The organism is Nocardia sp. NPDC003482, assembly GCF_053588115.1.
Map to the genome: position 1 here is coordinate 184211 of NZ_JBSFPI010000006.1, position 21075 is coordinate 205285.

The window sequence follows — 21075 nt, forward strand, 5'->3', positions numbered from 1 at the left end:
ATGTACGACCTGCCCCCCGTCCTCGACGTCCGCGCCGACGGGCCTTTGCGCGTCATCACGCTGAACCGCCCCGACGCCCTCAATGCCGTCGACGACGCCCTGCACACCGCTCTGGCCCACCTGTGGCCGCGCCTGAGCGAGGACCCCGACGCCCGCGTCGCGGTGCTGACCGGCGCGGGCAAGGCGTTCTCCGCGGGCGGCGACTTCGCGTATCTGGCCGAGCTGAGCCGGGATTCGCGCCTACGCGCCAAGACCATCGCACACGGCCGCGACATCGTCCTCGGTATGACCCGCTGCCGAGTCCCCGTAATCGCGGCCGTCAACGGCCCCGCCGTCGGCCTCGGATGCAGCCTCGTCGCCTTGAGCGACCTCGTCTACATGTCCGACACCGCCTACCTCAAGGACCCCCACGTGCAGGTCGGCCTGGTCGCCGCCGACGGCGGCCCCCTCACCTGGCCCCTGCACACCAGCCTCCTACTGGCCAAGGAATACGCCCTCACCGGCGCCAAGATCCCCGCCTCCCGAGCCCGCGAAATGGGCCTGGCGAATCACATTGTCCCCGACCCACTTTCGGAAGCTCTGGCCGCCGCCAAACGCATCCTCGAACTCCCCCGCCAGGCCGTGGAGAGCACCAAGCGCTTGCTGAACCTGCACCTCGAGCGCGCCGTACTGGCCACCTTGGACTACGCCACCACCGCCGAGGATGTGTCGTTCCAGCACCCGGATTTCCTGGCGACCATCGAGCGGCTCACCAAGCGGGGGTGAGTCCCGCCTTCCCTTCGACGCCCCCTTGTTCCTCGCATTTCGACCCCCGCCTCACCCCCCCCATGTTCCTCGGCTTCGGACGCCCCCAGGGCGGCCGAAGCCGAGGACCCCACTTCACTTGGGCCCGAACCGCAATGCCCCATCCAGCCGAATGACCTCCCCATTCAAATAATCGTTCTCCACGATCGACACCGCCAACTTCGCGTACTCCTCCGAACGCCCCATGCGCTTGGGGAAGGGCACCTGCGCACCCCAATGGGCCTCCAGTTGATCCGCGGCCTTGCCGTAGGCGGGGGTGTTGACCAGGCCCGGGGCGATGGTGACCACGCGAATTCCCAAGGGGGACAGGTCACGGGCCGCGACCAGGGTCATGCCGACGACACCGCCTTTGGCGGCCGCGTAGGGGAGTTGGCCGATCTGGCCCTCGTAGGCGGCGATCGAGGCGGTGCTCACGATGACGCCGCGCCGGCCTTCGTCGAGGGGCTCGTTCTTGGCCATGGCCGCGGCGGTCAGGCGCATGACATTGAACACCGCGGTCAGATAGAACTCCACGGTGGTGCGGAAACCGGCCAGATCCAGCGGGGAGCCGTCGCGGCCGACGAGCCGGCCGCCGGTGGCCGGGCCGCCGTGGGTGTCGACCGAGATCCGGAGTGGTGCAAGCGCGTTCGCCTCCTCCACGGCCGCCCGCACGGACCGCTCGTCGGTGGCGTCGGTGTGGACGTAGCGGACGCCGAGTTCGCTCTCGAGCTGCCTGCCCTTCTCGTCCGCGACGTCGGCGACGACGACCTTGGCGCCCGCGGCGTGCAGGCGGCGCACCGTGGCCTCACCCAGTCCGCCGGTGCCGCCCACCACCAGAGCGGAGCATCCTTCGATCTGCATGTGGCGTTCCTCTCTTGTAACTCACGCTCTCTCATTGAGAGAATAATGTTCTCATGAACATCGGCATGATCCTAGACATGGCCGCCGCGGCGAGTGATCGCCCCGTGGTCACCTTCGGCGACCGGTCGCTGCCCGCGGGCGGCCTCCTCGACCTCGCGCGCCGGGCCGCGACCCGGTTCGAGGGGCATCCGGCGGTGCTCTACCTGGGCACCAGCCATCTGGCCTATCCGGTCGCGCTGTTCGGCGCGGCACTGGCGGGCGTGCCCTTCGTCCCGCTCAACTACCGGCTCGGGGCCGAGCAGTTGGCGGCGCTGCGCGAGCGGCATCCCGGGGCGCTGGTTATCGGCGGCGACGAGCTGGACTCGTTCGTCGACGGGCTGGGCGGGCTGGCCCCGGCGGCGGCCGAGTTCCCCGCCGATGGGGATGCCGTGGCCGCGATCATCTACACCAGCGGCACCACCTCCGCGCCCAAGGCCGCGCTGCTGCGCCACCGGCACCTCATGGCCTATCTGCTGAACACCGTCGAATTCGGTTCGGGCGCGGGCGAATCCATGCTGGTGTCGGTGCCGCCGTACCACATCGCGGGCCTGACCAACCTGCTGTCGAATCTGTACTCGGGGCGTCGGGTGGTCTACCTGCCCGCCTTCGACGCGGGCCGCTGGCTCGAGACCGTGCGCCGCGAGCGGATCACGCACGCCATGCTCGTGCCGACCATGCTGGCCCGCATCGTCGCCGCGGTCGAGGGCGAGGACGCGGGGACGCCGAGTCTGGTGAGTCTGGCCTACGGCGGCGCGCGCACCCCGCGTCCGGTTCTGGAACGGGCTTTGCGCGTGTTTCCGGGCACCGGCTTCGTCAACGCCTACGGTCTGACCGAAACCGCCTCGTCCATCGCCGTACTCGGCCCGGACGATCACCGTACCGCGGCCGCTTCCCCGGATCCGGCCGTGCGGGACCGGCTCGGCTCGGTCGGTCGTCCGCTGCCGGGGATCGAGATCAGCGTTCGCGACGAGGCCGGGCGGCCGGTGCCGGACGGGGATCCGGGGCTGGTGTTCGTGCGCGGCGAGCAGATCTCCGGCGAGTACGGCGATCGCAGCGTGCTCGACGCCGAAGGCTGGTTTCCCACAAGGGATCTCGGCCGCCTCGACGCCGACGGGTATCTGTTCATCGAGGGCCGGGCGGACGACACGATCATCCGCGGCGGCGAGAACATCGCGCCCGCCGAGATCGAGGACGTGCTGCTGGAATACCCGGGCGTCGAGGAGGCCGCCGTCATCGGCGTGCCCGATCCGGAGTGGGGGCAGCGGCTGGTCGCGGTGGTGGTCGGCAGCGGCGATCCCGACGCCATCCGCGCCTGGATCAAGGACCGGCTGCGCTCGTCCAAGACCCCCGACGCCATCGTCTTCCGGGCCGAGCTGCCCCGCACGGACACCGGAAAGCTGTTGCGCCGCAACCTCGTCGCCGAAATGGAGGCCACCAATGCCTGACGCCGTCATCGTATCCGCCCTGCGCACCCCGATCGGAACCGCCCGCAAGGGCACGCTGCGCGACACCGACGCCTTCGAACTCGCCCGGCACGTGGTGAGCGCGGCGGCCGAACCCCTCGCGGGCGAGCGCGTCGACGACGTGATCCTCGGCGAGGGCCGCTACGGCGGCGGCGTCCTCGCCCGGCACGCCGCCGTCACCGCCGGACTCACGAATGTGCCCGGCCTGGCGCAGAATCGGCACTGCGCGGCGGGCATGTCCGCGGTGCAGTCGGCCGCGGCGACCATCCGTGCGGGCATGGACCGGCTCGTGATCGCGGGCGGCGTGAACTCCGATTCCACCGCCCCCCGCGCCCGCTTCAAGGTGGGCGAGGACGAGTGGATCGATCCGTGGGTCTCGCCGAGCCACCCCGACCGCCCGGACGCCCCCTGCCTGGACATGTCGATCACGGTCGGATGGAATACCGCTGTGCGCGCGGGGATTTCGCGTGCGGAGATGGACGAGTGGGCGTTGCGGTCGCACCGTAACGCCATCGCGGCGATCGATGAGGGGCGGTTCAAGGAGGAGATCGTCCCGATCGAGACGCCGCACGGGGTGTTCGACACCGACGAGCATCCGCGCCGGGACACCAGTATCGAGAAGCTCGCCGCGTTGAAGCCTTTGCATCCGGAGATCGAGGGGTTTTCCATCACGGCCGGGAATGCCAGCGGGGCCAATGACGGCGCCGCCGCCCTGGTCGTCGCCAGCGATGCCCTCGGGCTGCCCGCGCTGGCCACCATCCGCGCCTGGTCGTCGGTCGGTGTCGATCCCGCGGCCACCGGGCTGGCTCCCATCGACGCCATCCGAATCGCCGCCAACCGGGCGGGAATCGCCCTGTCGGAGGTGAAACTCTTCGAGATCAATGAAGCGTTCGCCTCGGTGCCCATCGCCACCATCCGCGCGCTCGACCTGGACCCGGACCGCGTCAACTTCAGCGGCAGCGGGTGTTCGCTGGGGCATCCGGTTGCCGCCAGTGGGGCGCGTATGTTGGTCACGATGGTCCACGAATTGCGCCGTCGCGGTGGGGGATTCGGGATCGTGGCCATGTGTGCGGGCGGGGGGATGGGGTCGGCGACGGTCCTGGAGGTCGCTGCCGCGTAGCGCTCGGCCCGCTCTCGAGGTGTGGTTCGGGAAAGCCAGGCGGCCCACGGGTAAGTCGCCTGGCTTCGAGTACCGCAATCTTTGGCGGTGCAGGTCGGATCTTCTATTCGTCGGAGATCGCCAGAATTCTTGCGGCGGAATCGCTTTCGCTCAGCGCGACCCGGCGGAGTTCGGTGCGGGCGGCCTGGTAGCGAGCAACCTCCTCGGAGCGTTCGAGGTACAGATTGCCCGCATACTCCTCGATGTAGACCAGCGGGGGTTCGACCCATTTCGAGTTGGGCAGGAGGGGAAACTCCAGCAACGAGAACGGGCCGACCAACGCCCCGAGATGACTGCGGGCGTTGTGGGGGACCACGCGGATCGAGATGTTCGAGCGTTGCCCGATCTCGACCAGGTAGCGGCGTTGTTCGGCCATCACCGAGGGCCCACCCCATTCTTCACGCAGCGCCGCCTCCGACAGCATGACCTCGGCGGTGAACCGGGATCGTGAAGGCGCTGTTGCTGTTCCAGCTGTGCCTCGATACGAGCCTCGATCTCATCGGTGGGCGCGTGCGGCGATTCGGTCCACGCGACCGCGCGCAGATAATCCGGTGTCTGGATCAGGCGTGGCAGCAGGATGACACTCCAAGCGGTCAGGCACGTGACCGAATCGTGCAACCACGAATACGGATCGATGCCGTCGCGAGGGCGGTCCAAGTGGGCTCGCCACCAGCCACCGCCCTTCTTCTTGGTCGCCCGAACATCCTGTGCCAGCGAAAGAATGGTGCGGCGTATCTCGTCGGAGACACCGTAGCGATCACACAACGCGTTCATGTACAGGTCACTCGTGTGCCCGGACAGCCCGTCTTCGAAACGGCCGACCGTCTGCGCCGAAACCCCGAGCACTTTCGCGGCGGAGAGTTGGCTGATTCCCGCCTTTTTCCGCAATGCTTGCAATTGCCGACCCAGCACCCGTCGTGGGACTGTCGAGCCTGCTACACCCATTTTATTCCCCTCGCTTTCGGATCGTAGAATTTCGCATCAGGAACAATGACTTTCGACGGAATCGAGGACGACAGGATACGCGTGCGAGCGCTATCCGTGTCGTTGTCGACCGCGAGTGCCCGAACGACGCGTTCGAGTAATGCGATCGGCGGCCGTTCGATCCGGTACTTTTGCCCGTACCAAGTCGCTCCTGGCAGACGTTGTGGGAGGCCGCTATTCACCACGTCCCCCGGGACGCTGACTCGGATTCATGCCCGCTCTGTGCATGTTTGGACTCCTGACCGATTGGACGAGTGTGTTGTGGACACCCCGCAGAAGAGGGATGCTTGGATGTAGTCTCGCTCGATAACGGAATGCGTGAACGGTCAACATTGGTCAACAAATTCAGGGGATTAATGATCAGCGGTGACGAACTCAGACGGCTGCGCGAGGCGGCGGGACTCGGGCCACGGAAGTTCGCGGATCGAAGCCACTTCACCAGGCAGTACCTCAGCTTGATCGAGCGAGGTCAACGGCCGGTGACGTCCGCCGTGCTGGCTGCCTATGAGAATGTGCTCGGTATCGGCGTCGGCGATGATGGAGATGTGAACCGACGCAGCTTCTTGACAGCCTCCGTGGCGGCAGCGGCGAACGTCGCTGTCCTCAACGACTTGCACGCGAGTTTGGCGGGTGGGGATCCGGAACCCCTTGCGGTCGTGCAGACCTCGCATGCGGTCGATCAGGTGTTGGCGACGCGGTTGGACGGTTCCACGGTGCGCAGGCTCCTTGCCTGGTCGACGGACGAACCCTCTGACATAGTGCGCGTGAACGCGGTCGGCATCCTGGCCAAGCTGCCGGGGCAGGGCGCCGCGCGGCAGGTTGTTCGCGTGATCGAGCACGATTCCGCCGTGCGGAGCCGGTACGAAACGGCCGTCGTGGCTCGGCTGTGCGGCATCAGCCACACACAAGCGCACGGCTATGTCCAGGCCCCAGAGCTGATTCCTTCCGCTGAACTTGTGGCGCAACGGCTTTCGGCTGAGGCGATGAATCCGAACGACGCGGGCGCACGGTGGTGCGCGGCTACGATGCTCGCGAAGCTCAGCCCCTACCTCGGACAGGAGTAGTGCGTGTACGTGCTGGAGATCAAGAACGGTGAACTGCTCAGCCAGATCGAGGAGCAAGCCGTCGCTCAGGGCATCAAGAACGCGGCGATCGTCAGTCTGATCGGTGGAGTCGACTCGTTCACTGTCTCGACGATGCCCATGAATGACGCGACCTCGGACGTGGTCAGCGAGTACGCCATGCCTGCCGAGATGCACGGGTCGGGTGAAATCGTGGGCGGCTCGGTGCATATCCACGCGACCATGGCCGTCCAGGGAGACCGGGCCGTCGCGGGGCATGTGCACAAGGCGAATATCGAGACCTGGTTCGCTCGGGCGTATGTGATCCCTACCGACGTTTCTTGAGAGAGGCGGTTCGAAGGTGTCGGCCCGCTGAATGCGTGGTTGGAATAGCCGCCTGCCCGTCGCTACAGCCGATTTCGTGCAGATCGGCGAGTTCGGAGGCTTGGCCGCGCTCGGGGCGAGTGATTGATGGACAGTGGACCCCATGGCTGATGTGACATGGGATCACTGGTGGTGGCGTCCGGGCTGGCGAATGGGGAGGTCGTTCTACACCTGGCATGTCACCTTCGGGGACGACTCCCCGGTGGGAAGGTTGGTGGGGCAGTTCGCTCCCGTGCTGCGGGAGATGCCGACGATGACGCCCGTGGCCCGCGAGGGATTGCACATCACCATTCAGGGCGTCGGGTTCAGTGACGAGGTGTCCGACGAGGATCTGGACGCGATCATCGGGGTCGCCGGGCGGCGACTGGCGCGATCGGCCGCCTTCGGGATCGAGGTTGGTCCGCCGAAGGTGGACGAGGAGACGGTCGGTATGCCGGTGCGTGATCCGGGTGCGCTGGAAGGGGTGCGTGCCGAGTTGCGGGCGGCGATCGGGGAGGTGTGGGGTGAGGAGGGTGTGCCGGAACGGGGTGTGTCGTTCAGTCCGCACCTGTCGCTGGCGTATTCCACTGGTGCGGCGTCGATTTCGGCCATGACGGAGAAGATCGCCGCCGCGGGATTGGAGGAGGTGACCGCGACCGAGGCGGTTACGGCTATCTCCTTGATCGAGCTGAATCGCGACGCTCGCCGGTACGAATGGCGTGAGGTGGTGCGGGTGCCGTTGGCCGGGCATCGCGAGGGTGGTGAGCCGGGAGGCGAATGACGATACTGGCGTCGTGGCGACAGTTGTTGCGTTCCATGCGCACCCGGACGACGAGATCCTCCTGACCGGTGGCCTGCTGGCGAAACTGGCCGACGAGGGGCATCGGACGGTGATCGTGGTGGCGACCGATGGGCATGTGGATCCGTTCGAAGGCGAGGTCGCGCCGCGGCTGCGGGAGCTGGAGGGCAGTGCGGAGGTGCTCGGCGTTGCCCGGGTGGCGCATCTCGGGTATGCCGACAGCGGGCACGGCGCGGAGTTGTATCCGGATCCCCCGGGGCGAATCCGCTTCGTGCGGGCGGAGATCGAGGAGGCCGCCGAACGACTCGCCGTGATCCTGCGCGAGGAACGCCCCGAGATCCTGCTCAGCTACGACCGCAACGGCGGGTACGGCCATCGCGACCACATCCGCGTCCACGAGGTGGGTACTCGCGCGGCGCGATTGGCCGACGTACCCAGAGTCCTGGACGCCACCTTTCCGCGCGAACTACTCCGCCGCTACGCCACCCCGTTCCGCTGGCTCGGTCGCGACACCACCGCCATCGACAACTGGCTTCTCCCTCGCGCTGAGATCACCCACCGCATCGACGTCGAACCCTATGTCCCCCAACGCCTCCAGGCCCTCACCCGCCACCACTCCGTCCTCACCGGCGACAGCAGTTTCGGCAAGATCGGCCGCACCCTCCTCCGCCTCCCCAGACCCCTCCAGAACCGCCTCTTCCGCTGGGAATGGCTCACCGAGGAAAACGCCCACCCCACCCCGACCCCACTACCCGACCTCTTCACAACCCCCAGCTGAACCAACCCAGCCGCACCCTTTATTCGGATCCGCACCCCTTATATAGCCCTGCAACGGGTGCGGATTCGAATAAAGGGTGCGGCTGGGGTTCGTGCTTTCCTTGGGGGGCCGTGCCTTTGGGGGCGTGGGTTAGTGGGGGAGGCGGACCATGGCCTCTTGGGCGTAGGAGGCTACGAGAGTGCCTGTGGCGGTGAGGATGTCGCCTCGGCCGTAGGTGCGGGCGTGGGCGAGGGTGGGGGAGTGTTGGCGGAGGAGGAGCCAGGTGGTGGTGGTGAAGGGGCGGTGGAACCAGAGGGTGTGGGAGGTTACCGCGGAGAGGAAGGTGGTGCCGTTGCCTCGGTGGTCGACGCCCTCGACGGGGCGGAGGGCGGTGCCGATGAGGGTGAGGTCGGTGGCGTAGGCGGCGAGGGCGGGGGAGAGGGACGGGTCCGCCTCGGGGGTGCGCATCCAGAGTTCGAATTCCGGTGGGGCGCTGGCGGGGTCGTCGAGGTCGACCAGGGAGCGGACCTCCCAGGGGAGGAGGTCGATGTCGCGTTTGTACTCCGCGGACGGCAGGTCGGGGACGGGGGCGACGTGCTGGAGGTCGGGGCCGTCCTCGGGGGCGTGCAGGGAGATCGAGGCGGTGGCGATGACGCCCTTGGACTGTTCGGCGGTGACCGTGGCGGTGGCGAAGGAACGGCCGGAATGGGTGCGCCGCAGGCGGTATCGGACCGGCTCGTCGGTGCGGCCCTCGCGGGGAAACAGGACGTGTAGCGATTTCACCGACTTGTCCGGGAAACTCAGCGCGGCTGCCCGAACGAACTGCGCCAGCAGCTGGCCGCCGAACACGCGGTGATAGGCCAACGCCTGATTGCGCCCCTCGTACTCGTCCACCCCGTCGCCGGACCACGGGGCCGAGGGGGACGAGGGGGCCGAGGGGGACGAGGGGGCCGCGGGAGACGAGGGGGCCGCGGGAGACGACGGGGCCGCGGGAGACGAGGGAGACGATGGGCCCGCGGGAGACGACGGGACCGAGGGGGACGAGGGGGACGATGACGGTGACAACGCCGAGGGGGACGACGACCCCGCCGACAACACGGACAGATCGAGGCAAGCGAGAAGGTCGGTCCACAACTCGGGCATGAAACCGAGTGTAAATAACCCTCTCCCGAAAGAGAACTATATTCTCAAGCCCGCGTGAACCCGTGCGCGCAGAAGTTCCAGACCTCGGCCGCCGTGATCGGGTGCTGGGTCTCCTCGTCGATCGACCCGGAGGACTGCGCGGTGAACATGACCGTCTGCATGACCATTGCCGCGAGCCGGCGGGCGTTCGCGTCCGAGGGCAGCTGCCCGGCCGCGGCGGCCTCCTCCATCAGCTCGGTGAACAGCGCGAGCAGGGGTGCGTGGGCGACCTTCACCTGACTGGGGTGCGAGAGCAGCAGTTGCGGTGCGAAATCGGTGAACAGCGGGCGCTGCGCGGACGGGTCGGGGCGGCACAGTTCGAACAGCAGCTCGACGGCCACCTGCAACTTGTCCAGCGGGTCGTGTTGACCGTCGGTGGCCGCGCGCAGCTGTTCGGCCGTGCGGCTCAGGGCGTCCTCGAACAGGGCCAGCAGCAGTTCGTGCTTACCGTCGAATTGCAGGTAGAAGCTGCGCAGCGACTGCCGGGAGCGGTCGACGACCTCCTGCACCGTGAAATCGGTGGTGCCCTTCTCGGTGATGATGGCCTGGGCGGCGTCGAGGAAGCGCTGGACGCGTTCCTCCGCGCGGACCTTCGCCGCGCGCAGCGAGCGTTCGACGGCGCGTTGCTTCCAGGCGGGCTCCTCGCTCGGACTGGTCACGGGCGTCTCGGTTCCCTGGGAAATGGGGAGAACATGCATGCACTGTACCGGAGAACGGGGTGTTCGCGGTGGTCGGACGGCCCGGTCGCGGACGAGGCGGGAGGGTTACTTTCCAAAAGTGAGAATGCTATTCTCGAACCGTTGCCAAGCGGAGCTTGCGAGGAGGCGTGCCGGAATGCTTTTGGAGTTCGACTCCGACCAACGGTTGTGGCAGAAGACCGTCCGCGACGTGGTCGCCAGACACGCTCCGGCGCGGTTGATCCGGCAGGTGGTCGACGCGGGCGCGCCGACCGACGAGCTGTGGCGCACCTACGTCGAGCAGGGCTGGACCGATCTGACCGATCCGGCCGACATGGTGGAGCTGGCCATCGTGCTCGAGGAGCTCGGCCGGGCCACCGATCCCACCCCGTTCCTGGCGACCATGAGTCAATTCGCCCCGCTGGCAACGAGATCGGGGATCACCGGCGCGCCGGGCGCGGCCGTGACGGACGGCGTGACCGCCCATCACGACGGCACCGGCTGGATTCTCACCGGCACCGCCCGCCACGTCCTCGACGGCGACCGCGCCGACTGGTTCGCGGTCACCACCGTCGCGGGGGTGTTCGTGGTGCATTCCGCCGACGCGATCGTGCGCCGCGAGGAGGTCTTCGACCCGGTGCTGCACCTGGCCGAGGTCGGCTTCCACGGCGTGCGGGTGCGCAACGAGGACCGGGTGGACGCCGACCCCGAGCGGGCCCGCCACATCGCGCTCACGGGGATGGCGCTCACCATGGTCGGGGCGTGCGCGCGGGTGCTGGAGCTGGTGCTCGAGCATGTGCGCACCCGCGAACAGTTCGGGGTGCCGATCGGCTCGTTCCAGGCGGTCAAGCACAAGGCCGCCGATATGCACGTCGCGATCGAACGCGCCCGCGCCCTGGCGTATTTCGCGGCGCTGACCATCGCCGCGGACGATCCGCGCCGGCGGGTGGCGGCGTCGATGGCGAAAGCCGGTGCGGGCGAATGCCAGTCGCTGGTGTTCCGGCACGGCATGCAGCTGTTCGGCGCGATGGCCTACACGTGGGAGAACGACCTCCAATTCGCGCTCAAGCGAGCCAAATCCGGCGAGCTGCTGCTCGGCGGCGCGGCCGAACACCGAGCCCTGATCGCCGAGGAGTACCGTGCGACTGACTTTTGACGCCGAGGTCGAGCGCTTCCGCGCCGAATTCGTCGAATTCCTCACCGAGCACATGCCCGACGAGGCCAGCGCGCTCGCCGAACGGCCCGTCTCCAGTTCGGAGGTGCCGGGCTGGGCGCGGGACTGGCAGCGCACCCAGTTCGAGCACGGCTGGCTGCTGCCGGGCAATCCGCCGGAGTTCGGCGGGCGCGACGCGAGCATCCTCCAGCAGTACGTGCATCTCGAGGAGCTGTCGCGGCGGCGGATCTACCACAGCTTCAATCCGCAGGGGCTGGGCATCGTCGCCGCGTCGCTGCTGTCGTTCGGCACCGCCGAGCAGAAGAAGAACTGGGCCGTACGGATTTTGCGCGCTGAGATCACCGCCTCGCTGGGCATGAGCGAGCCGGGCGCGGGGTCGGATCTGGCCGGGCTGCGCACCCGCGCGACGCGCGACGGCGACGACTTCGTGGTGAACGGGCAGAAGGTGTGGACCTCCGGCGCGCATCACGCCGACGTGCTGCTCACCTTCGTGCGCACCGATCCGGAGGCGCCGAAGCACAAGGGCATCAGCGTGCTGCTGATCCCCACGGACACACCGGGTTTGACGCGGCGCCCGTTCCCCTCGATCTGCGGCACCCGCGACGTCGACTTCAACGAGGTGTTCTTCGAGAACGTCCGCGTCCCCGCCGAGAATCTGGTGGGCCCGCTCAACGAGGGCTGGAAGGTGGCCAACGGTTCGCTCGGCCACGAACGCACGATGCTGTGGCTGAGCTTCGCCGACCGAATGCGGTGTCTCATCGACGATTTCGAGCCGCGCACGGTGTTCGACCGCGACCACTACGCCACCCTGGTCATGGACAACACCGCCCTGCGCCTGCTCGGTTCGGCGGCCCTGGCCCGTGCGGCGCGCGGCGAGCAGGATGTGGCCGCGCTGTCGGTGCTGAAGCTGCTCGGTTCGGAGGCGGTGCAGACCGCGGCCGAACACGCGCTCGACGCGGCGGGCGCGGACGGGCTGATCGATCCGGCGTTCACCGGGCCGCTGCATCCGCTCAACCACGACAACTCCGTCGGCAGCTGGTTCGAGCGCTACGCGCGCAGTTTCGCGGGCACCATCGCGGGCGGCACGTCGGAGATCCAACGCAACATCATCGCCGAGCGGGTGCTCGGCCTTCCCCGGAGCTGAGGTCCATCGTGTACATCCGCTACGAGGTCGCCGACAAGATCGCGACCATCAGCCTGAACCGTCCCGAGGCCGCCAACGCCCAGAACGGCGAACTGCTCGACGAACTCGACGCCGCCTGGACCAGCGCGGCGAACGATCCCGAGGTCGCGGTGATCGTGCTGCGCGCGGAGGGCAAGCACTTCTCGGCCGGGCACGATCTCAAGGACCGCTCCTGGCCCGACCCGGGCAAGATCACCCTCGACCGCATCGTCGAGATCGAATCCCGCCGCTACCTGGAGTATTCGCTGCGCTGGCGGAATGTGCCCAAACCGTCCATCGCGGCGGTGCAGGGCCGCTGCATCGCGGGGGCGCTGCTGCTGTGCTGGCCGTGCGATCTCATCGTCGCGTCCGAGGACGCGCTGTTCTCCGATCCGGTGGTGCTGATGGGTATCGGCGGGGTCGAATATCACGGGCACACTTGGGAATTGGGGGCGCGCAAGGCGAAGGAGATCCTGTTCACCGGTCGTCCGGTCACTGCCCGGGAGGCGGAACAGACCGGCATGGTGAATCAGGTGGTGCCGCGCGCCGAACTCGACGAGCGCACGCGCGAGCTGGCGGCGCGGATCGCGGCCAAACCCGCGTTCGGGCTGCGCCAGGCCAAGCGGGCGGTCAATCAGACGCTGGACGTCCAAGGTTTCTACGCGGCGATCCAATCGGTATTCGACATTCATCAGACCGGGCACGGAAACGCGTTGAGCGTCAACGGATTCCCGATCCTCACGCAGTTGGAGGACATGAAGTCGAATATCCAGTGATGATCGTTTCTCGAAGATGAGGATCTCCATGCGAATCTCGTTCCCTCGCACCGTCGTCGCCGCGCTCGGCGCGGCGGCCCTCGTGACCGCGACCCTGTCCGGCTGCTCCGACGACAAGGACAACAGCGCCACGGCGAGTTCGTCGACCACCACCTCGGCCGCCGCCACCAGCGCGGCGGGCCAGGCCGACGCCGCGACCACGAAGGCGATCACCGACGCCTTCGTGACCTTCTTCAACGCCTCGACGCCGGTGGATCAGCGCGTCGCGTCGGTGGAGAAGGGCCAGGACTTCGCGGCGGTGTTGCAGGGCGCGGCGGCCAACCCGCAGGCCCAGGGCACCACGGCCACGGTCTCGGCGGTCAAGCTCGTGGACGCCACGCACGCCAACGTCACCTACACCCTGCTCATGGGCGGCAATCCGGTGCTGCCCGACCAGACCGGCCAGGCCGTCAAGGAGGGCTCGGCGTGGAAGGTGGCGGCGGCGACGTTCTGCGCGCTGCTGTCGTTGCAGGGCGGCGCCTCACCCGCCTGCTGAGCTCAGCCCAGCTGCGCCAGCCGGGGCGCGTGTCCGAGAGCTCGGATGCGCGCCCCGGCCTCGCGCGTGAGTTCGGTTGCGCTGCCGAGCAATCCGTCCAGCACCAGCGCGCGGCGCACGAACCGGTGCAGATCGTGTTCGGCGGTGAACCCGATGCCGCCGAGGACCTGCTGGCAGTGCCGGGCGGCGGTGAGCGCGGCGGTGCCCGCGGCGGCCTTGCCCAGCAGCGCGCCGAGATCGTCGTCGGAGATCCGCAACGCGGCCTCCGCCCCGTCGAGGGCGACCCGCGTCTCGGCCAGCCGGTGCCGGATCGCCTGGAAGGAAGCGATGGGACGCCCGAACTGGCTGCGCTCCAAGGCATGTCGCCGCGCGAGCCCGAGCATGGCCTCCCCGGTGCCGAGCAGCCACCACCCCAGAGCCCGGCGACCGGCGGCCGAGGGGGGATCGGGGGCCGGGGGGAGCGGGCGTCCGGCGGTCATGGGCAGATCGGTGGTGGTGACCAGGCGCAGCGGCAGTTCCTCGTCCAGGGTTTCACCCGGCCCCCCGGTGCGTTCCCAGCACACCCAGCGGCCCCCGGCGTAGGGCAGAATCACGCTGTCGCCCAAAGGGTTTCCGGACTCGGCCGCGATGACGTCGGCCAGCAGTGGGGCGTGGGCTCCGGTCTGGCCCAGGAGCCGGAACACCAGTGGTATCGCGATGTCGGCGTGGTCGGTGAGCAGCTCGGCCCAGCCGAGATCGGCGAGGGCGGTGGCGAGGTCGGCCCCGCGCGCGGTGGTCATGGTCCCGCGCAGTGAGTCGGTGAGCAGCCGCAGGTCCTCCGCGTCGAGCACGCTCACTCCTTTCCCAGGCCGAGCACGTGCCGGGCGATGATGTTGCGCTGGATCTCGGCGGTGCCGCCGTAGATGGTGGCCGCGCGGGAGTACAGGTATTCGGTGCGCCACGGCTCCTCGCCGAATTCGACGGCGCCGGGCAGCGATTCGCGCGCGGTGTCGAACAATCGCTGTTCGGCGGTGGCGAGCAGCACCTTGTCCACCGAGGTCTCCGGGCCCAGCCGGGCGCCCTCGGCCAGGCGTTGCTGGGTCTCGCGGGATCGGCAGCGGGCGGTGTGCAGCGCCAGGTAGGCCGCGCCCAGGGCGGCGTCGTCGGTCGAATCCGTCTGCGCCAGTAGACGATCCAGGCGGGTGAACAGGTAGGTGATGCGATGCCAGAAGCAGGTGGAGCGTTCGTGCGGCAGCAGATCCATCGCCACCCGCCAGCCGTCGCCGGGCCGCCCGAGCATCCGGTCCGCGGGCACGGTCACCTCGTCGAGGTAGACCTCGGCGAACTCGTCGACGCCGTGCATGGTGCGCAGCGGGCGCACGGTGACACCGGGGGAGTCCATGTCCACGAAGAAGGCGGTGATGCCGTCGTGCCCGGGCCCGGTGCGGGTGAGCAGCACACAGCGGGCCGCGTACTGGGCGAGACTGGTCCACACCTTCTGACCGGTGACGATCCAGCGGTCGCCGTCGCGGGTCGCGCGAGTCGTGAGCGAGGCCAGATCGCTGCCCGAACCCGGCTCCGAAAACCCTTGGCACCATTGCTCTTTCCCGGACAGCAGCCGCGGCACCATCTCCGCCGCCAGCCCGGGCGGCGCGTAGGAGATCATGGTCGGCGCGAGCACCTCGACCATGGAGTAGATCCCCGGCTCGGCGAGATCGCGGGCGGCGACCTCCTCGCCGAGCACCGCGCGCAGCACCGCCGGACCGCCCAGCCCGCCGACCTCGGGAGGCCACCCGTAACGCATCCACCCGGCCTCGTGCAGCGCGCGCCGCACCCGGGCCAGCTGCGCGACCTGCCCGTCCAGGCTGTGGTCCGGTCCGGGCGTGAGGTCGTGGTCGTCGAGCCACGCCCGCAGCGCCGCGCGGAACTCGGCGACCGGCGCGGCGGGCGAAACCTGTTGTGCGGTCATGCCTTCGAACGCTCGAAGGCGTGCGGGATGCCCGAGTCGTGGTCGCCGTTGCGGCGGATGAAGGTCATCGCGCGGGTGCGCAGCCGCCAGCCCTCGGCGGTGCGGACCAGGGTGTCGGTGTAGTACCCGATGCGCATGTCGTGGGTGCTGTGCTCGACGAAGCACAGCGTCTGCGTGCCGGTGGCGGCGTCGCCGTCGATGTCGAGAACCGGTGTGCCCGTGAGGAACAGGCCCTTCGGCGCGGCGGCCACCAGCTCCGGGAACCGGTCGAGCGGATAGACGTCGCCGAACGCGCTGTAGCTGCCGTCGGGGGTGAACACCGCGACCACGGCGTCGATGTCGTCGCGGGTCATGCCGACCGCGTAGCGGGCCAGCAGTTGCTGGATCTCGAGCAGGTCGTCAACGGTGGACATACACCTTCCCGCCTTTCATCACGAAGCGCACGTCCCGGGTGACGGTGATGTCCGCGATCGGGTCACCCGGTACGGCGATGACATCGGCCAGCTGTCCCTCGGCGAGGCGCCCGCGGTCGGCCACGCCGATCAGCTCCGCCCCGGCGATCGTGGCCGCGCGCAGCACGTCCGCGGCCGGGATGCCGCGCTCGACCAGGGCGACGAGCTCATCGGCGTTGCGGCCGTGTGGAATCGCGGGCGCGTCGGTCCCGACCGCGATCTTGACCCCGGCCTTGTAGGCCGCGAGCACCGAGGTGCGGGCTTTGGGGAACATCTCGGCGGCCTTGGCCCGCAATGCCGGATCGGCCTTGCTCACGTCCATGGCGTCGGCGAGCCGGGTGGTGGGGACCAGCCAGGTGCCGTGCCGCACGAGTCGATCGATGGCGTCGTCGTCCATGAGGAAACCGTGTTCGATGCAGTCGATCCCGCAGTCCACCGCGTGCCGCACCGCGTCCGCGCCGTGGGTGTGCGCGGCCACCTTGAGCCCGCGCCGATGCGCCTCGTCCACGATGGCGCGCAGCTCGTCGTCCGAATAGTGTTGCGCGCCAGGGGATCCCGTGAGCGACATGACGCCGCCGGAGACGCACACCTTGATCAGCTGCGCGCCGTGCTTGATCTGGTAGCGCACCGCCTTGCGCACCTCGTCCACGCCGTTGGCGATGCCCTCCTCGAGGGTCAGCTTCAGCACGTCGGGGGCGAAGGCGGAGAACATGGTCGGATCCAGATGCCCGCCGGTCGGGGTGATGGCGTGGCCCGCGCACACCACCCGCGGGCCGTCGATCCAGCCCGCGTCGATCGCCTTGCGCAGGGCCACATCCAGCAGATAGCCGCCGGTCTTGACGAACAGGCCCAGATTGCGCACGGTGGTGAACCCGGCGCGCAGCGTGCGGCGGGCGTTGCCCACTGCCCGCAGCATCCGCAGCGCCGGATCGTCGGTGACGCTCGAGGCCAGCCCGCTCTCTCCGCGTCCGCCCATGAGGAGGTTGACCTCCATATCCATCAGGCCCGGCAGCAGCACGGTGTCGCCGAGATCGATCACCTCCCCGTCGGTGTCGCCGCCCACGCCCGCGATCCGCTCGCCGTCCACGCGCAGGATGCCGGGCCGGACGATCTCGCCCGCGTCGACGTCGAGCAGTCCGCCCGCCCGCAGGGTCACCGTGGTCATGATCAGACCACCGGCTCGTCGACCAGATCCAGATACGCCGCACCGGAATCCGGCACCCGCGGCTGCTTCCACACCTCCACCGGGAACGACACCATCACCAGCGACTGCAACAGGTGGAACAGCGCCCGCGCCTCGTCGGGCAGATCGTGCCAGTCGAAGCGCTCGATATAGGCCAGCGCCGCGTCCAGGCGCGGGAACACGGTGTCGTAGAGGTCCTGCATCTCGGCCATGGTCGAGGCCAGGCGCTTGGCGTAGCGCTCGGGCTCGGTGGGCAGGATCCAGTCGGAAAACGGTGCCAGATCGGCGAATTCGGCCGGGAGCGGGGTGGCCGTGTGCTGATCAGTGGGTGCTGCCATCGCGGTACTCCTCGATGATGCGCTGCACGGTCTTGTGCAGGTGACGGAGCAGGATCTCCTGGTCGTTGAGCGGGAAGTCGGTGATCTCGCGGGTGGCGATCATCGTCTGGGTGGCCTCGAGGGTGTTCGCGTCCTGGAGCGCGTACTCCTTGAACGTCACCGCCGCGAGCTCCTGGGCGAGCCGCTGGCGGGCGTTGGCGGCCGGGACGAAGTACAGGCTCGCCTCGAAGATGTGCCGGTCCACCGCGGTCGGCCAGTAGTGGTAGGTGAGATACCAGCCCGGCGCCCAGAACAACAGCGAGAAGTTCGGGAAGAACTCGAATTCGTCCACGCCCCAGGCCCGGTGGCGCGCGGGGTTGATGCCCGACGGCAGCGGGTCCAGGCCCTCGATGTCGGGCCGGTCCCACGGCCCGAACAACCCGCTGCGCAGCGCGCGCTCGATCGGCTTGACCATGTTCGGATCCTTCGGCGGGGCCATGCCGCCCCACGAGGACACCATCGAGTGCGGGGCCGCGATCTCGTAGTGCAGCGCCTCGAATCCGACGTCGTAGAGTTTGGCCGCCTCGTCCTTGACCGCTTGCTTCTGGTGCAGCACGGGCGCGTGGTAGAACTCGGCGAACGCGTCGATGAACAGCTTCCAGTTGCTGCCGATCTCGGCCTTGTAGCTGAACACCTCGGTCATCCGGTCGAACGGGTAGCCCTCGAGCCCCTTGGCCATCGGGCCGAGGTACTCGGTGAGCGGTTTGGCGTCGGGGTCGAGATTGACGAAGACGAACCCCTCCCACACCTCGCAGCGCACCGGCTTGAGCCCGAAAGCGTCCTTGTCCAGGTCGAAGAACTCCTTCTCCTGCTGGACGAAGGTGAGCTTGCCGGTCAGGTCGTAGCGCCAGGCGTGGTACTTGCAGGTGAACTGGCGGCACACCCCCGAGGTCTCCTCGTTGGGGTAGTCGTCCCACACCAGCTTGTTGCCGCGGTGGCGGCAGATGTTGTGGAACGCGCGCACCACGCCCTCGCCGTCCTTGACGATGATCAGCGAGGTGCCCACGCAGGCCAGCTCCTTGGTGAAGTAGCTGCCCGTGCGCGGAAGCTTGTTCACCCGGCCGACATTGAGCCAGCTGCGGCGGAAGACGGCCGCGCGCTCGGCCTCGTAGAACTCCGGGTCGATGGAGTCGGTGTAGTCCACCGGTTCGGTGCCCAGCTCGGGGTAGTTCCGGGTCCAGCTCCCCGCGGCCGGTTTGGTGAAGTGTGGCAACGATTTACCTTTCGTGTCCGGCGGGCTGTACGCCGAAGGTGTTGAACGCCATGGCCAGTACGCTGTAGCCGCCGACGGTGAAGACGAGGTCCATCAGCTGCCGCTCGTCGAGATGCGCGGCCAGCGCGCTCCACGTCGTATCGGAGAGGGTGCTGTGCTCGGCCAGTTCGTCGACCGCGGTGAGCACGGCGTGGTCGAACGGGTCGGCCGCGGCGCCGCGCCGCACGGTCTCGATGTCCGCGGCGGAGATCCCCGATTCGGCGGCCATCTCGACGTGGCTGTCCCACTCGTAGGCGCACCGGGTGCGATGGGCCACGCGCAGCACCACGAGCTCGCGCACCCGCGGCGGCAGGCTCGACCGGAACAGCACGTACACCCCGAACCCCAGGAACGCCTCGGTGAGATCCGGATGCCGGACCAGCGTGGCCATCGCCGGACCCGCGCCCTCCGGATTGCGCCGGTCGCGGGGAAGCAGCGCCCGCAGCGCGGCGCGGCTGCGATCGTCCCATTCGTCCGCCGGTAGCGGTGGCAACCGCATCGGACCTCCTCTGTGAGAATTACATTCTCCAAAACTGCTCACTAGATTTCCACGCGGCTGTCATGCTGTCAACGGGACTCGGGTTCGCTCGGGTGGCCGGGCCGTCCGGTCCCGTACCGGAGCGAAGGTTGATTCTCTGTTTGGGAGAATGTAATTTTCCACCCAAGGGTCCGGCGTGGGACCCGCAGAGGAGGAAACACGGTGAGACCGCGTCGAGTACTCATTGCCCTGGTGGCGCTCGCGCTGCTGGCGTCCGGCTGTAGCCGCGGCACCGAGACCGGGGGCGGGGGCGAGCAGTCCGCGGGCTCGGCCGCGGTGTCGGGCACCTTCGGCGACCTGACCGACGTGTGCAAGAAGGGCAGCGCGAAAGGCGCGACCGCGCAGGGCGTTTCGGACTCCGAGATCCAGATCGGCGTCTTCAGCGACGTCGGCTTCACCAAGAACCCCGAATTCGTCGACGCGGCGAAGGTGTTCACCGAGTGGTGCAACGCCGCGGGCGGGATCAACGGCCGCAAGCTGGTCGCCAATATCCGCGACACCAAGCTCATGGAGTACCGGCAGCGGATGCTGGAATCCTGCAAACAGGACTTCTTCCTGGTCGGCGGCGGTGCGGCCCTCGACGGGCTGGGTGTGAAGGATCGGCTGTCGTGCCTGCTGCCCGAGTTCCCGGGCCAGGTCGTGCAGCCCGTCAACGGCGGTTCCGATCTCCAGCTGGCCGCCGGGTCCTCGGGCGCGGGACCGTACAACCAGTACACCGGATCGGAGCAGTGGCTGACCAAGGAGGCGTATCCGGCCTCGGCGGCCGCGATCGGATTCATCGTCGGCGACTCGCCCGCGGTGAAGCCGACGGCCGAGAAGATGGCCGCCTCGCTCACCGCCCAGGGCGCCACCATCGTCTACAACGACCTGTATCCGGCGGCGGGCGTGTCGGATTGGACGCCCTACGCCCAGGCCATCAAGGCCAAGGGGGTGCGCGGGCTGATCTTCCTCGGCGATTTCCGGCAGCTGGCCAAGCTCGAGGACGTGCTCACCTCGATGGACTACAAGCCGGACTGGATCGACGCCAACTCCAACGCCTACAACCCGTCGTTCATCGAGGCGGCGAAGAATTCCCTTGCGGCGCAGAACAATATCGCCGACCTGAGCGAGATCGCGCCGCTGGACGCGGCCGACAAGGTGCCCGCGGTCAAGCAGCTGCGCGACCTGTACGCCAAGTACGCGCCGGGCGCGGCGATCACCTATCCGGCGCTGCGGGCGTTCCAGTCCTGGCTGCTGTTCGCCAAATCCGCGTCCAGTTGCGGGTCCGACCTCACCCGGGCGTGCGTCTACAACACCGCGGCCAAGGAGTCCGCGTGGACCGGCGGCGGCCTGACCGCGCCGCAGGATCTCACCAAGCCGCCCGCCGAGCAGGTGCGCTGCTTCAACGTCCAGCGGGCCACGCCCGACGGCTGGAAGGCCGCGGACTTCAAGCCCGACACCGGCGTGTTCCGGTGCGACATCCCGCTGTACCGCCCGGCCGGCGACTTCCCCAAGGCGACGACGCTGGCCGATGTCGGCAAGTCGCTCGCCGATCTGAAGTGACGGGACGG

The 21075-nt window shown here is 68.6% G+C and carries 22 protein-coding genes and 1 pseudogene; 12 read left to right on the forward strand and 11 right to left on the reverse strand.

Annotated features, from left to right (window positions below):
* A complete protein-coding gene (locus ACWDSJ_RS11670) occupies window positions 1–765 on the forward strand; it encodes an enoyl-CoA hydratase/isomerase family protein (protein ID WP_450031317.1) in 765 nt (254 codons plus the stop codon).
* A gap of 114 nt (window positions 766–879) precedes the next feature.
* On the opposite strand, the gene ACWDSJ_RS11675 is transcribed toward ACWDSJ_RS11670, so the two are convergent.
* The gene (locus ACWDSJ_RS11675; protein ID WP_450031319.1) at window positions 880–1644 is read right to left on the reverse strand and encodes an SDR family NAD(P)-dependent oxidoreductase; all 765 of its coding nucleotides are present in this window, start codon (window positions 1642–1644) and stop codon (window positions 880–882) included.
* A gap of 53 nt (window positions 1645–1697) precedes the next feature.
* Between ACWDSJ_RS11675 and ACWDSJ_RS11680 the strand changes: the two genes are divergently transcribed.
* On the forward strand, window positions 1698–3128 hold the full coding sequence (locus ACWDSJ_RS11680; RefSeq protein ID WP_450031321.1) for a class I adenylate-forming enzyme family protein: 1431 nt from the start codon (window positions 1698–1700) through the stop codon (window positions 3126–3128).
* Window positions 3121–4266: a thiolase family protein gene (locus ACWDSJ_RS11685; protein ID WP_450031323.1), complete on the forward strand. Its 1146-nt coding sequence runs from the start codon at window positions 3121–3123 to the stop codon at window positions 4264–4266. The genes ACWDSJ_RS11680 and ACWDSJ_RS11685 overlap by 8 nt, the downstream gene beginning before the upstream one ends.
* Window positions 4267–4369: 103 nt before the next feature.
* Here ACWDSJ_RS11685 and ACWDSJ_RS11690 read toward each other — a convergent pair.
* Window positions 4370–5250 (reverse strand): annotated as a pseudogene (locus ACWDSJ_RS11690) (helix-turn-helix domain-containing protein).
* A gap of 326 nt (window positions 5251–5576) precedes the next feature.
* Between ACWDSJ_RS11690 and ACWDSJ_RS11695 the strand changes: the two are divergent.
* From ACWDSJ_RS11695 to ACWDSJ_RS11710, 4 genes are all read left to right on the forward strand, one after another.
* Complete coding sequence (locus tag ACWDSJ_RS11695) at window positions 5577–6353, forward strand: helix-turn-helix domain-containing protein (protein WP_450031325.1); 777 nt, start codon at window positions 5577–5579, stop codon at window positions 6351–6353.
* 3 nt (window positions 6354–6356) lie between these two features.
* Complete coding sequence (locus ACWDSJ_RS11700) at window positions 6357–6695, forward strand: PCC domain-containing protein (protein ID WP_450031327.1); 339 nt, start codon at window positions 6357–6359, stop codon at window positions 6693–6695.
* Between the two features lie 142 nt (window positions 6696–6837).
* A complete protein-coding gene (locus ACWDSJ_RS11705; protein WP_450031329.1) occupies window positions 6838–7494 on the forward strand; it encodes a 2'-5' RNA ligase family protein in 657 nt (218 codons plus the stop codon).
* A 13-nt stretch (window positions 7495–7507) separates the two neighbouring features.
* A complete protein-coding gene (locus ACWDSJ_RS11710; RefSeq protein WP_450031331.1) occupies window positions 7508–8290 on the forward strand; it encodes a PIG-L deacetylase family protein in 783 nt (260 codons plus the stop codon).
* A 129-nt stretch (window positions 8291–8419) separates the two neighbouring features.
* Here the strand turns inward: ACWDSJ_RS11710 and ACWDSJ_RS11715 are convergent, their stop codons facing one another.
* Both ACWDSJ_RS11715 and ACWDSJ_RS11720 read right to left on the reverse strand, forming a co-directional pair.
* Window positions 8420–9163, reverse strand: a complete 744-nt coding sequence (locus tag ACWDSJ_RS11715) for an acyl-CoA thioesterase (protein ID WP_450031333.1) — start codon at window positions 9161–9163, stop codon at window positions 8420–8422.
* A 293-nt stretch (window positions 9164–9456) separates the two neighbouring features.
* Entirely contained in the window at window positions 9457–10110 is a 654-nt protein-coding gene (locus ACWDSJ_RS11720; protein ID WP_387360457.1) for a TetR/AcrR family transcriptional regulator, read from the reverse strand.
* A 175-nt stretch (window positions 10111–10285) separates the two neighbouring features.
* Between ACWDSJ_RS11720 and ACWDSJ_RS11725 the strand changes: the two genes are divergently transcribed.
* The 4 genes from ACWDSJ_RS11725 to ACWDSJ_RS11740 are packed head-to-tail and all read left to right on the forward strand — an operon-like array spanning window position 10286 to window position 13775.
* Complete coding sequence (locus ACWDSJ_RS11725) at window positions 10286–11284, forward strand: acyl-CoA dehydrogenase family protein (protein ID WP_450031335.1); 999 nt, start codon at window positions 10286–10288, stop codon at window positions 11282–11284.
* A complete protein-coding gene (locus ACWDSJ_RS11730; protein ID WP_450031337.1) occupies window positions 11268–12446 on the forward strand; it encodes an acyl-CoA dehydrogenase family protein in 1179 nt (392 codons plus the stop codon). The genes ACWDSJ_RS11725 and ACWDSJ_RS11730 overlap by 17 nt, the downstream gene beginning before the upstream one ends.
* A gap of 8 nt (window positions 12447–12454) precedes the next feature.
* Window positions 12455–13240 (forward strand): enoyl-CoA hydratase, encoded by a 786-nt coding sequence (locus ACWDSJ_RS11735; protein WP_450031339.1) that lies wholly within the window; start codon window positions 12455–12457, stop codon window positions 13238–13240.
* Window positions 13241–13268: 28 nt separating this feature from the next.
* Window positions 13269–13775: a hypothetical protein gene (locus tag ACWDSJ_RS11740; protein WP_450031341.1), complete on the forward strand. Its 507-nt coding sequence runs from the start codon at window positions 13269–13271 to the stop codon at window positions 13773–13775.
* Window positions 13776–13777: 2 nt separating this feature from the next.
* Here ACWDSJ_RS11740 and ACWDSJ_RS11745 read toward each other — a convergent pair whose 3' ends face one another.
* From ACWDSJ_RS11745 to ACWDSJ_RS11775, 7 genes are read right to left on the reverse strand one after another with little or no spacing between them, the layout of a single operon-like run.
* The gene (locus ACWDSJ_RS11745) at window positions 13778–14554 is read right to left on the reverse strand and encodes an acyl-CoA dehydrogenase family protein (protein ID WP_450031565.1); all 777 of its coding nucleotides are present in this window, start codon (window positions 14552–14554) and stop codon (window positions 13778–13780) included.
* A gap of 53 nt (window positions 14555–14607) precedes the next feature.
* Window positions 14608–15723 carry an acyl-CoA dehydrogenase family protein gene (locus ACWDSJ_RS11750; RefSeq protein WP_450031343.1) on the reverse strand — a complete coding sequence of 372 codons (1116 nt, stop codon included), beginning with the start codon at window positions 15721–15723 and terminating at the stop codon, window positions 14608–14610.
* A complete protein-coding gene (locus ACWDSJ_RS11755) occupies window positions 15720–16136 on the reverse strand; it encodes a nuclear transport factor 2 family protein (RefSeq protein WP_450031344.1) in 417 nt (138 codons plus the stop codon). Before ACWDSJ_RS11755 ends, ACWDSJ_RS11750 begins: the two co-directional genes overlap by 4 nt.
* Window positions 16123–17340 (reverse strand): amidohydrolase family protein, encoded by a 1218-nt coding sequence (locus tag ACWDSJ_RS11760; protein WP_450031346.1) that lies wholly within the window; start codon window positions 17338–17340, stop codon window positions 16123–16125. The genes ACWDSJ_RS11755 and ACWDSJ_RS11760 overlap by 14 nt, the downstream gene beginning before the upstream one ends.
* 2 nt (window positions 17341–17342) lie before the next feature.
* Window positions 17343–17696, reverse strand: a complete 354-nt coding sequence (locus ACWDSJ_RS11765; protein WP_450031348.1) for a hypothetical protein — start codon at window positions 17694–17696, stop codon at window positions 17343–17345.
* Window positions 17680–18948: an aromatic ring-hydroxylating oxygenase subunit alpha gene (locus tag ACWDSJ_RS11770; protein WP_450031350.1), complete on the reverse strand. Its 1269-nt coding sequence runs from the start codon at window positions 18946–18948 to the stop codon at window positions 17680–17682. Before ACWDSJ_RS11770 ends, ACWDSJ_RS11765 begins: the two co-directional genes overlap by 17 nt.
* Before the next feature lie 4 nt (window positions 18949–18952).
* The gene (locus ACWDSJ_RS11775; protein WP_450031352.1) at window positions 18953–19486 is read right to left on the reverse strand and encodes a carboxymuconolactone decarboxylase family protein; all 534 of its coding nucleotides are present in this window, start codon (window positions 19484–19486) and stop codon (window positions 18953–18955) included.
* Between the two features lie 201 nt (window positions 19487–19687).
* Between ACWDSJ_RS11775 and ACWDSJ_RS11780 the strand changes: the two genes are divergently transcribed.
* The gene (locus tag ACWDSJ_RS11780) at window positions 19688–21067 is read left to right on the forward strand and encodes an ABC transporter substrate-binding protein (protein ID WP_450031354.1); all 1380 of its coding nucleotides are present in this window, start codon (window positions 19688–19690) and stop codon (window positions 21065–21067) included.
* Window positions 21068–21075: the final 8 nt, after the last annotated feature.

Bases quoted from the DNA above. Each gene is read 5' to 3' on its own strand.
- ACWDSJ_RS11670 (WP_450031317.1), top strand. From the start codon at position 1: ATGTACGACCTGCCCCCCGTCCTCGACGTCCGCGCCGACGGGCCTTTG.
- ACWDSJ_RS11675 (WP_450031319.1), bottom strand. From the start codon at position 1,644: ATGCAGATCGAAGGATGCTCCGCTCTGGTGGTGGGCGGCACCGGCGGA.
- ACWDSJ_RS11680 (WP_450031321.1), top strand. From the start codon at position 1,698: ATGAACATCGGCATGATCCTAGACATGGCCGCCGCGGCGAGTGATCGC.
- ACWDSJ_RS11685 (WP_450031323.1), top strand. From the start codon at position 3,121: ATGCCTGACGCCGTCATCGTATCCGCCCTGCGCACCCCGATCGGAACC.
- ACWDSJ_RS11705 (WP_450031329.1), top strand. From the start codon at position 6,838: ATGGCTGATGTGACATGGGATCACTGGTGGTGGCGTCCGGGCTGGCGA.
- ACWDSJ_RS11725 (WP_450031335.1), top strand. From the start codon at position 10,286: ATGCTTTTGGAGTTCGACTCCGACCAACGGTTGTGGCAGAAGACCGTC.
- ACWDSJ_RS11740 (WP_450031341.1), top strand. From the start codon at position 13,269: ATGCGAATCTCGTTCCCTCGCACCGTCGTCGCCGCGCTCGGCGCGGCG.
- ACWDSJ_RS11745 (WP_450031565.1), bottom strand. From the start codon at position 14,554: ATGACCACCGCGCGCGGGGCCGACCTCGCCACCGCCCTCGCCGATCTC.
- ACWDSJ_RS11750 (WP_450031343.1), bottom strand. From the start codon at position 15,723: ATGACCGCACAACAGGTTTCGCCCGCCGCGCCGGTCGCCGAGTTCCGC.
- ACWDSJ_RS11755 (WP_450031344.1), bottom strand. From the start codon at position 16,136: ATGTCCACCGTTGACGACCTGCTCGAGATCCAGCAACTGCTGGCCCGC.
- ACWDSJ_RS11760 (WP_450031346.1), bottom strand. From the start codon at position 17,340: ATGACCACGGTGACCCTGCGGGCGGGCGGACTGCTCGACGTCGACGCG.
- ACWDSJ_RS11765 (WP_450031348.1), bottom strand. From the start codon at position 17,696: ATGGCAGCACCCACTGATCAGCACACGGCCACCCCGCTCCCGGCCGAA.
- ACWDSJ_RS11775 (WP_450031352.1), bottom strand. From the start codon at position 19,486: ATGCGGTTGCCACCGCTACCGGCGGACGAATGGGACGATCGCAGCCGC.